The 10872-nt window shown below is 29.2% G+C and carries 10 protein-coding genes; 9 read left to right on the top strand and 1 reads right to left on the bottom strand.

The window, feature by feature from the left end; genetic code table 11:
- Positions 1–53 precede the first annotated feature (53 nt).
- The gene (locus O1U_RS03640) at positions 54–680 is read right to left on the bottom strand and encodes a riboflavin synthase (RefSeq protein WP_016504045.1); all 627 of its coding nucleotides are present in this window, start codon (positions 678–680) and stop codon (positions 54–56) included.
- Between the two features lie 128 nt (positions 681–808).
- On the opposite strand from O1U_RS03640, the gene O1U_RS03635 reads away from it, so the two are divergent.
- The 9 genes from O1U_RS03635 (at position 809) to O1U_RS03595 (ending at position 10866) form a co-directional block, all read left to right on the top strand.
- Complete coding sequence (locus tag O1U_RS03635) at positions 809–2176, top strand: MATE family efflux transporter (protein ID WP_016504044.1); 1368 nt, start codon at positions 809–811, stop codon at positions 2174–2176.
- 137 nt (positions 2177–2313) lie between these two features.
- Positions 2314–2622: an STAS domain-containing protein gene (locus O1U_RS03630; protein ID WP_016504043.1), complete on the top strand. Its 309-nt coding sequence runs from the start codon at positions 2314–2316 to the stop codon at positions 2620–2622.
- Between the two features lie 47 nt (positions 2623–2669).
- Positions 2670–3506: an OmpA family protein gene (locus O1U_RS03625; protein ID WP_102031398.1), complete on the top strand. Its 837-nt coding sequence runs from the start codon at positions 2670–2672 to the stop codon at positions 3504–3506.
- A complete protein-coding gene (locus O1U_RS03620; RefSeq protein ID WP_016504042.1) occupies positions 3493–5595 on the top strand; it encodes an SLBB domain-containing protein in 2103 nt (700 codons plus the stop codon). The genes O1U_RS03625 and O1U_RS03620 overlap by 14 nt, the downstream gene beginning before the upstream one ends.
- The gene (locus O1U_RS03615; protein WP_016504041.1) at positions 5595–6278 is read left to right on the top strand and encodes an AAA family ATPase; all 684 of its coding nucleotides are present in this window, start codon (positions 5595–5597) and stop codon (positions 6276–6278) included. The genes O1U_RS03620 and O1U_RS03615 overlap by 1 nt, the downstream gene beginning before the upstream one ends.
- 871 nt (positions 6279–7149) lie before the next feature.
- Positions 7150–7353 carry a hypothetical protein gene (locus tag O1U_RS03610; RefSeq protein ID WP_040356562.1) on the top strand — a complete coding sequence of 68 codons (204 nt, stop codon included), beginning with the start codon at positions 7150–7152 and terminating at the stop codon, positions 7351–7353.
- A complete protein-coding gene (locus O1U_RS03605) occupies positions 7334–8386 on the top strand; it encodes a glycosyltransferase family 4 protein (RefSeq protein WP_016504040.1) in 1053 nt (350 codons plus the stop codon). The genes O1U_RS03610 and O1U_RS03605 overlap by 20 nt, the downstream gene beginning before the upstream one ends.
- A 91-nt stretch (positions 8387–8477) precedes the next feature.
- On the top strand, positions 8478–9692 hold the full coding sequence (locus O1U_RS03600) for a glycosyltransferase (RefSeq protein WP_016504039.1): 1215 nt from the start codon (positions 8478–8480) through the stop codon (positions 9690–9692).
- Complete coding sequence (locus O1U_RS03595; protein ID WP_016504038.1) at positions 9682–10866, top strand: glycosyltransferase; 1185 nt, start codon at positions 9682–9684, stop codon at positions 10864–10866. The genes O1U_RS03600 and O1U_RS03595 overlap by 11 nt, the downstream gene beginning before the upstream one ends.
- The last annotated feature ends 6 nt before the right edge of the window (positions 10867–10872 follow it).

Raw genomic sequence — 10872 nt, 5'->3', positions numbered from 1 at the left:
AGATAAAAACTGTTAACCTCGAAAAACAGACATAAAGAAAGCAAATAAAATTATTATCCGGTTTTAAAAAAACTATTTTTTTCTATAAACAACTGCTTAACCGTATTAACTATAGCTTGAGTTTGAGAATCAAATTCAACATTAATTCTATCACCTACCTTACGTTTGCCAAATAAAGTACGTTTTAATGTTTCAGGGATTAAATGAACACTAATACATTGACCTTCAATTTTCCCTATTGTTAATGAACAACCATCTAACGCAATATAGCCTTTCTCTAAGACATATGGCACTGAATATAATGGGACTGTAAAGCAAATAGTAAGATTATTCTCAGTTTCAATAAGTTTATCAATTTTACTTGTAAGTGAAATATGTCCAGATATACAATGGCCACCAATTTCATCTCCAAATTTAACAGCTCTTTCTATATTCACCAACATTCCCTCAGTTAACTCACCAAGATTAGTTAACCTAAGGGTTGTTTCTATTATATCAAATGAAACTAGATTACCATCAATGTGAGTTACTGTTAAACAACAGCCGTTATGGGCAACAGAATTTCCTACCATAAGACCATCGTTCATCATTCCTAATAATTCAATAGTATGAGTTCGAAAGTTCTTTTTTTTCTCAACCGAAACTAACTTTGCCATACCTTGTACAATACCAGTAAACATTTTAAAAAATCTGCAAGTTTTCAATAGCACTAAGTATGACATTTTTTTATTATTCTAATCAAGATTCATAAGAAGTAATATTCTATATTTTATCAAACTTTAATACCTGCGAATTAGGAAGAAGCACTATGCATAGCTATAAAAATGAAATGTATAATTTAATTAAACTGGCTGTGCCTGTATTAATTGCATCTATTTCGCAAACTAGTATGAACTTTGTTGATACAATTATGGCGGGGGGCGTAAGTACTATCGACATGGCTGCTGTTGCTATTGCATCTAGTATTTGGTTGCCTTTGATTTTATTTGGTGCTGGTTTATTAACAGCTTTAGTACCAATAGTAGCTCAACTGAATGGTTCTGATCAGCAAATTAAGATACCTTTCGAAATACAACAAGGGATTAGCCTTGCTATTATTTGTTCTATTCCGATTATTATGATTCTTTTGCAAATAAGAACAATTTTAGATATCGTAAAACTTGAACCATTAATAACGATAAAAATTAGTGGTTATATATACGCAATGATATTTTCTGTACCTGCCTGCTTATTATTTCAAACTTTGCGTAGCTTAACTGATGGTTTATCTCTAACAAAACCTGCTATGGTTATTGGAATTATTGGATTAATAATAAATATCCCAATAAATTGGATGTTGGTATATGGTAAGTTTGGTCTTCCTAAATTAGGAAGTATAGGTTGTGGTATAGCTACTTCCATCGTTTACTGGTTAATGTTTATAATGTTATTAATTTATATTTTAATATCTAAACGTATTGCGCATATCCAATTGTTTTTTCATTTCTATAAACCAAGAGTACAATCAATTATAAAGCTATTTAAATTAGGGATACCAATTGGGGCTGCAACATTTATCGAAGTCACTCTATTTGCAATAGTTGCCTTATTTATAGCTCCATTAGGACCTAATGTAGTTTCAGCTCATCAAATTGCAATTAATTTTTCATCATTAATATTTATGTTGCCAATGAGTATTGGTGTTGCAGTTAGCATACGTGTTGGTCATCAGCTTGGAAAAAGAAATCTAAAAGGTGCAAAAATTACTTCAAAAGTTGCTGTTACTATTGGATTTTTTTTAGCACTGATAACAGCAATATCAACTATAATATTTAGAGAAAATATTGTATTGCTTTATAGCAATAATAATACAGTGACAAGCATTGCTATGGAATTATTGCTATTTGCCGCATTTTATCAATGTACAGATGCTATTCAAATTATCTCAGCAGGAGCTTTACGTGGATATAAGGATATGAAAAGCATATTTAATCGTACATTTATCTCATATTGGATACTTGGCTTACCAATAGGTTATATCTTAAGTATGACGAATATTATTGTGGAACCTATGGGAGTCCATGGATTTTGGATTGGGTTTATTATAGGAGTTTCATCAGCAGCATTTCTTCTTTCTTTAAAATTACACATGATACATCATAATAAATCTATTAAATTGAAATTTATATCTAAATAATTAAACTTAATGGACTAAGTCTTACTTAAAAATCTAATAATAAAAGTTAATCTAAAGATTATAAATAATAAACTTAAATTAAAAGACAATAAATTCTGCTTAGTACTAATACTCCAACTATAATAGAGAAAACAATTATGAACATTCATAAAGTAGAAAAAAGCAACACAGTTTTAACATTAGTAATTATTGGAAATTTAGATACTAATAATAGTCGTTTAGCACAAGCATGTATTGATGATATTCTTACTAAAGATACACACAATGAAATTGAAGTAGATTTCAGTAAAGTAAAATTTTTAGATTCATCTGGCATAGGTGCACTTGTCTATCTTTATAAACGCCTTATTGAACGTGAACGTAATATGTATATTAAAAATGCAACAGGACAACCGTTAGAATTTATGAAATTACTACGTATTAATCAAGCAATCTCTATTAGTTAGCTAATTAAATCAACTATAAAAGTTGTAAATCATTTGGTTGTTTTAAGATGTATGTCAACTCAATAACTATATCGATGATTATATGGATTTTTTTCTGCTCTGGATGTAGTAGCCTTTTCAATTTAGCAAATAACAAACCAGAGAAGAATATATTATTTAAATCCTTAAAATATGAATCTGATGATTTTTTAAAAGAAACTAATGAACTTCAATTAAATTGGGAAATGAACAAATTGCATCTTGATATGTTAATTCAAAAGGGAGCTAAATGGTGCTTTCCTGCCATAGTAACTCAAGCAGTTATCACACAAGACAGAATTGCTCATGAATTAAAAGATAGCCTATTAATAGATGCAGCAAATGGGATTTTAATCCAGCATAACCGCCTTAACCAATTAGAATCTCGTCTTAATTATGTCATATCAAAAACCAGCTGCCAGCCTCCACTACAGCAAGATACATTTAATCAAAAAATAACTGTTATTAAAAAAATCTCCAATATTCTTAATTCTGATAATCAATTTGCCCATGATTCAAGTGAAATTAACCCAAAATATATGAGAAAACTCGCTGAAGCTGCTAATTTATTGCTAATTCATAATTATCTTAACTTATCTATAACTGGTCATTCAGATTCAACTGGTAATAAAAAATATAATGAACAACTATCTATGATGAGAGCTACACAAGTAAAACGTTATTTGTGCATCTTTGGTCTTGAACCAGAACGAATTATTACTCATTCACTTGGAGAATCTGTACCTCTATTTAAAGGAAATTCACCTGAAATTAATTTAGCAAATCGTCGTGTAAGTATAGAAATCATCCCAGATTGGAAAGATGCTTTTAGTATGCTAAAAAAGGACGACTATGAACTTAAATAAAATATTCCTTACTACGTTTTTAAAGTTGATGCTATTTCTTAATTTAGTCCATGCTTCATCACAAGAAAAAATAGTAAAAATTGGTGATTTGATCCAAGTAGATCTACCTGGAGAAATCACTTTCAATCGTAGTTTTCAAGTAGATAAAAGAGGTCGAATTTATTTACCTGAAGTAGGTTCAATTTATGTTGCAGGTTATAATGAAACACAATTAAAAGATAATGTGATAAAAATATTACAAACAACCTTTCGAGATATTTCTAATGTCAAAATATTTATTGCAAAACAACAAATTCTTATTTTTATACAAGGTTACGTAAAAACTCCAGGAGAATATGTTTTTCCAGATAATACAAACATTCAAATGGCTATATATAAAGCTGGAGGATTACGGCCAGGGGCTCAACTAGATAGTATGCTGATTAAGCGTTCAAACACTAAAATACAATTTAACTATAAAGCTTTTTTAGATACTGGTAATGAATCTCAATTGCCTATTTTACAACCTCTAGATATACTGTTTGTTCCTGCCTCTCCTCTTGTAAGTAATATTGAATCAATTTTTAACCATGGAAAAGAAGATTTTGATGATATTAAAGATGAACGAAGTGCCATTAAAGTATTTGGCGAAGTAAACTCACCAGGTTCATTTTCATATAAAGAAAACATAGATCTTATAGATATACTCATGAGATCTGGTGGAGTGACGCGTTATGCTACAATTGAAAAAATTCGTATTATTAGTAATAATTCACCAAAATTATTTAATTTGAAAAATTATCTAGATACTGGAAATACATACTTGCTTCCAAAATTAAACCCTGGTTCAACCGTTTTTGTACCAAAACAAGAAGATGAAATAAAGTCAGGTTTTAATACTATCTATGTTATGGGGGAAGTGGCGAATCCAGGTGCTTACGAAAGTAAAGATGGAGCAACCTTTATAGATATTCTTGCTAATGCAGGTGGGCCTACTCGTTTTGCTGAAACAAGACAAATTCGAATTATCAAAGAAAATCAAAAGGTTATCAAATTTGATCTTACAGCTTACACCGAAGGTTTAAAAGACTCAGTTATTCCTAATATCGCTCCTGGAGACTCTATCTTTGTTCCTGAAAAAATAGATATAAACGAAAAATCCTGGTTAAAAGTTTCATCTAATAGAGCTGTCAACGTTATTGGCCAAGTTATCAATCCAGGTCGAATCGAATGGTCAGATGAAATGAATCTAATTGACCTGTTAGCTCATGTTGGTGGTCCAACTCGTAATGCAGATACAACAAAAATTGAAGTTGCAAATATCGATAAAAATATACATCTATTTAATCTAGATGCTCATATAAAAAATGGAGCTCCTTTATCAAGTTTACCAAAAATCACTGCAGGAGCTATTGTAAGAGTTAGAAATTTACCACAAGATCCAAAAAATAATAAATCTCACTGGATACAACAAAGCTCAAACAAGTCAATATATATTTTAGGTCAAGTAAATTCACCAGGACGGTATCATTATACTAAAGAAATGAATTTTCTTGATATTTTATCAGCCGCAGATGGTCCTAATAAGGATGCTGATATTCAAAATATTCGAATTACACATCGTGATAAATTATATGCACAAGTTAGCAAACTAGACCTATCACTTTACTTTGAAACAGGAGATGAAAGCTTGCTTCCTAGAGTAACCATGGAAGATATAATCTATATACCAGAGAAAAATCGTAACTGGATTGAACGATCAAAAGAATCAACAGTACGAGTATTGGGAGAAATCCATAAACCTGGTCGTTATGTATTTAGAAACAATATGACAATCTTAGACTTATTAGCAGAAGCAGGTGGTCCAAATAATCGTGCACATTTAGAAAAAATATCCATTATCAATATGTCATGTTGTCAAAATCAAGCTCGTACTTTTAATTTTATTGAATTTACTAAAACCGCTAATATAAGCATACTACCTGCTTTAAGAGCTGGAGATACAATTTATATTCCAGATCGTAGAAATAGTTTTTTAGAAAAAATACGCCTTGGATTAAATGATATTATTCGTCTTAGCACAACAATTGCTTTATTGAAGTCACTATAATGACTATTCCTTCTACTCATGCAGAAATAGAACAAATATATTTAACTACAGAACTTAGCAACTGTAAATCCTTGTGTATTACCGCTTGCCAATCAGGAGATGGTGTAACTTCTATTGCTAGTGCATTAGCTGAACGTTATTTACTGGCAGGATATAAAACTTTATTAGTTGACCTTAATATGTTCCATCCAGCATTTCGGAAATTAAGTCTACATTCAGGAAAAACAATAAAAGAGCATTGGATTGAAGATAGTTACAATCACCGTTTATTTACTGGGATAACGATCCCAAATGACTCATCAAAACAACTAGCATATAAAGACCCTTCTGTTATGAAAGGATTAATAGAAAAATGGCTAAATCACTTTGAACGTATTATTATTGATACCTCTCCATTATTAAAAATCAATCGAAATAATATTCCAGCTCAAAATGTAGCAAGTGCTTGTGAGAAAACAATATTGATAGTAAGAGGAGGGATTACTACAATTAACCAAATAGAAACTGCTATTTCATTACTTAAACTTGAAACAATTTCATTGCTTGGAACTGTACTTAATAAAAAAGAACAAACTCCCTTGAATCAAGAACTCATATGCACATTCAGAAAAATACCATTCATTTCAAAAACTCTACGTGATAAAATTGAATCGTGGTTACTTAAAAATACATTTCTATCTTAATCTACTTCAAGATAATAGCAATGTTACCTTTGATAATACTACTAGCTGAGCAGATAAAATAGGCATTGCTATAAAACAAATAAATTAATTATTAAAAAATAAATTGATAATAAATACTATACTTGCTGATTGCTATATAGCAAGATAGAAGATATTAATCTCATCTTAAAAAAATTTATCGAACTATTGTGACTAAAAGTATAGAAATGCTTGAATTTAAATCTTAAAAAATAAGATTATCTAAGTGAACTAGTAAAATTAAAAAACTTTTTAATTCGAAATACTAATAAAGTAATCTCCTTTTTATATAAACTTCAGATAGTTGCAAAGCAATCTATTAAATTATCCATAGACAGAAGAAAACTAGGATTTAAACTTATCTTTTTATCAAAAGATTTAATTGTAAAGTAAAGATGAGGTCATGCAATCTAAAGTACTATTAGTGGAAGTGTTCTAGGACACTTGCTATTTTTTATAGAAAATACATACAAAATGAATTCTTTGAACTATTTCATGTTTTACAAATTGGAACTTTTACTCCTTTAGGTGCAATAAAAGAAATTAAAGTTAATGTTCATATTACATATACTACTAATCGTGTTTCCTTTACGGGAAGTTATTAAAGAAGGAAGATTTAGAGAGGATTTTTATTATCATAACGCCTCGTACCAGTAGAAATTTCTCCTTTGAGAAAATAGGAGATAACCTAATAATCTTAGCTAATTGTTTTCTTAAAAAATATGATAAAGAAAACGAAAATAAAGTTTCAGTAATTGATCAAGAAATCTGCTTCATTACTTATGAGTTACTCATGACCTAGCAACATAAGACAGCTACAAAACGTCATATGTTATGTTGTAGTTCATTAATAATGAAACAAATCAAAAAATATTTATCTATGATTAAATCGCATCATAATATTAAACTAATATGGAAAATAGAAAAAGAGAACATTCAAAATGCTATTAATTATTATGATGGAAACATATTAAATACTTCTAGAACTAAGCCCTTTTTCTGTTTACAGAAAAAAACAGGAATGAAATCTAAAAAATATGAGCAAGATACAATATAACACTAAAAAAAAACATAAAGTGTGGCTTCTGATCGATAGTTTAATTTATGGTGGAATTGAAAGTCATGTATTAGAGTTAGCTAAAGGATTAAAAGATCACTCTATTAATGTAACAGTCGTGTTTATTTCACATTATAATAAAACAACCATACTAGATCAAAAACTGAAAATAGCCTCTATACCTTACTTTTTTGCAAATAAAAAATTTCCAGCATTAAATCATTTTGTATCTCTTAAGATAGCTATTAAATCTATATTACCTAATTTGATCCATACTCATGGCTATAAAGCAAATTTATATATTAGAACTATTAGGTATTTTTTCAAATATCAATATATCAAACAAATTTCTACTTACCATGCAGGTGAAAGAGCGACAGGAAAAATACGGCTATATGATTTATGTGATAGGTACACTGCTTGCTTATCTAGTGTGTGTTTAGCTGTTAGCAAATCTATTCAACAAAAACTACCTACTACTCATTCATATGTGATTAATAATTTCATTTCACTTAAAAATATAACAAAATCTAAAGGAACTGAAATAGCTTTTGTTGGTCGATTAAGTCATGAAAAAGCTCCAGATAGGTTTGTTAACCTTGCAAAACAATTTCCAGAAAAAATATTCCACTGTTATGGAACTGGTCCTATGAAACAAACAGTTCTCCTTAGCAAACCAAATAATCTTATAATCCATGGCTATCAAATAAATATGCATAATGTATGGAAAAATATTAGTGTACTTATAATATGTTCACGTTATGAAGGAATGCCTATGGTAGCACTTGAAGCCATGGCTCGAGGTATTCCGGTCTTTTCATTGAAAGTTGGAGATATGGCAGCACTTATTCAATCTAAATACAACGGATTTCTTGCTAAAAATATCGAAGAACTCAGTCATCACTTAAATAACTGGTTTATAATGTCTGATAATGCACAATTAATTATCCGTCAAAAAGCTATAGAAACCATTTATAAATTTTATTCTTCTAAAAAGACTATTCCAAAAATTTTACAAATCTATCAAATTTGAAAAATAATATAATGAATATCTTTATCTTCAAATTAGCCTTCCATTCGCAATGAATTGAAATAAAAAATAATATTAAACTTAAAGTAAATAAATGAAAAATAGCAAACATATCTTATTTGTTCACTATGGTGAAAATTGGATTAGAGGTAGCGAGCAATGCCTATTAAACTTAATTCAGCATATCAATAAAAATGATTATACTCCATTTCTATGGACAAATAATAAAACTCTTCATATTAAAGTTAAAAACTTGGGATTCTGTAGTAAATTAAGCAAATTTTTAATTCTTTTTGGTTGGAAAAGCCCCAGGTTTAATTTTCTGCTTTGGAAAAAACAAATTGATTTCGCTAAAAAATATATTTTTGATAAAAATATAGATCTAGTTCATGTTAATAGTGCTGCTCCTTGTCAATGGATGATTTTTCCTGCCAAATCAATGAATGTTCCAATGATTACACAACTTCATAGTGATTACTCAGTATATGAAAGAACTACATTAGGTCTTCATCTATCACCTAAAATAATTGCAGTAAGTAAAGCTATTACAAACCAACTAATTTCTGATGGATACCCAAAAGATCGCTTATTTGTAATACCAAATGGTATAGATATAAATCATTTACGTAAAAGTATAAAAATTGATATAAAATCTAACCTTTATCTACCAAAAAATAGTTTTATTTTTACCACCATAGGTTCACTAATTTATCGAAAAGGCATAGATAGAATTATCATTGCAATAGATCGATTAATACTAAAATATCCATATATTCACCTAATAGTTATTGGTGATGGACCACAAAATAAAAAATTAAGAGAACTTACAAACCATTTAAATTTGCAAAATCATATACACTTTATTGGTAATAAAAAAAATCCTCAGAAATGGTTACTGGATACAAATGCTTTTGTACTTGGATCCCGTAAAGAAGCTTTTGGTTTAGTAATTATTGAAGCTGCATTGGCTGCAGTACCAATAATTGTTCCTAATGAAGGAGGAATTCCAGAAATTATTACTCATAGAAAAAATGGGTTTTTATATAAAAACTCTGGTATCCAACCATTAATGAAAACTATGCAATATATTATTGAAAATCCTAAATTAGCACTAAACATAGGAATAGAAGCAAAAAAATACGTATTAAAGAATCATTCCATTACTTATAATACGAAACAGTTTGAAACTATTTATAAACAAACAATTGAAGAAAACTATTCAAAAAAAATTTATTTTTGGAAGATTTTCTATCCATTAAAAACTTTCTTTTTCAATAAGTTTAAGTTAATGAAAAAATATGTACTTTAGTCACTATTTAATCTTTGACCCAATTCCATTTTCTGGTGGGTCTAAAATTGCAATACAAAACATAATAGCACTAACTAACTCTAGCAAAAATAAATTCACTATAGTTACTATAGATAAAAAATTTTGGAGAAATGCACCTTTTTTAAAAAACAAGAAAATATGCATACATCAATTTCCAAACTTTCTATATTTAAGTCAAAGCAGCTCTTATTTCGCATTTTTGTGCCAGCAGTTTTTCTTTACTTGTGTGCTTCTTTATAAATTACTACGCATATCACGTGTTAATTACCTAATTGGAAATTCTAGCCCAGGAGTTGACATAGCCATATATTTAATACAACTATTTATAAAAATCCCTATCATACAAATAGTTCATGGAAAAGTAGCAACTTCATACTCAATCGGGTACTGCCTTACTAGAGCGAAACAAGTATTTTACTTGCCCTCAACAAAAGCAAGCCTATCCAAAGCTATATATCATTACCTAAAAAAACAAAAAAAAAGACTTAAATGCCAACAGATATTAGAAAGTAAGAATTTTCAAGAATTTATTAATGGCATTCCAAAAGATCGCTGGCCATCTCAGTGCCAATATAGCTTGCCTGTATTATTTTGGAGCGCATCATTATTACAATGGAAAGGCTTAGAATTACTTATAAAATCGGCTGACATGTTAAATTTCCCAAAACTATTAACTACAAATATTTGTTTTATCCGTCCAAAACATATAAATTTACCTATTTCTAAAGCTCCGATACCTATAAAAAACTTTCACTGGTACGAACAACCGAAAAATCTAGATTCTATTCGACAAGCTAGTAATATATTCATTTCAACAAGCAAAGAAGAACCATTTGGACTATCTATTTTAGAGGCTATGGCCTCAGGGATGTGTGTGATTATACCTAAGGATGGCTCTTATTGGGATTTGATTTTAACTCACAATATTAATTGTATTAAATACTTAAAAAATAATGCAACTTCGCTTAATAACGCTATTTTATATGCCAGTAGTAATATAGATACTATACAATCTATAGGACGAGCTGCCTTCAATATTGCTAATCTGTACCAAGCAGAATACACTTATAAAGCAATTATCAATTATTTAAATAATCAAAGAAATACAAATAATTACCTTGACTCTAGAACATCTTCCAATTCAAAAGAGTAATATAAA

The sequence above is a fragment of the Candidatus Photodesmus katoptron Akat1 genome (assembly GCF_000478685.1).
GTDB classification, from domain to species: domain Bacteria; phylum Pseudomonadota; class Gammaproteobacteria; order Enterobacterales; family Vibrionaceae; genus Vibrio; species Vibrio anomalopis.
This window is presented reverse-complemented; position numbering and strand designations above follow the sequence as displayed.

Coding starts and splice junctions, on each gene's coding strand:
- O1U_RS03640 (WP_016504045.1), bottom strand. CDS start 680: ATGTTTACTGGTATTGTACAAGGTATGGCAAAGTTAGTTTCGGTTGAG.
- O1U_RS03635 (WP_016504044.1), top strand. CDS start 809: ATGCATAGCTATAAAAATGAAATGTATAATTTAATTAAACTGGCTGTG.
- O1U_RS03630 (WP_016504043.1), top strand. CDS start 2,314: ATGAACATTCATAAAGTAGAAAAAAGCAACACAGTTTTAACATTAGTA.
- O1U_RS03625 (WP_102031398.1), top strand. CDS start 2,670: ATGTATGTCAACTCAATAACTATATCGATGATTATATGGATTTTTTTC.
- O1U_RS03620 (WP_016504042.1), top strand. CDS start 3,493: ATGAACTTAAATAAAATATTCCTTACTACGTTTTTAAAGTTGATGCTA.
- O1U_RS03615 (WP_016504041.1), top strand. CDS start 5,595: ATGACTATTCCTTCTACTCATGCAGAAATAGAACAAATATATTTAACT.
- O1U_RS03610 (WP_040356562.1), top strand. CDS start 7,150: ATGAAACAAATCAAAAAATATTTATCTATGATTAAATCGCATCATAAT.
- O1U_RS03605 (WP_016504040.1), top strand. CDS start 7,334: ATGAGCAAGATACAATATAACACTAAAAAAAAACATAAAGTGTGGCTT.
- O1U_RS03600 (WP_016504039.1), top strand. CDS start 8,478: ATGAAAAATAGCAAACATATCTTATTTGTTCACTATGGTGAAAATTGG.
- O1U_RS03595 (WP_016504038.1), top strand. CDS start 9,682: ATGTACTTTAGTCACTATTTAATCTTTGACCCAATTCCATTTTCTGGT.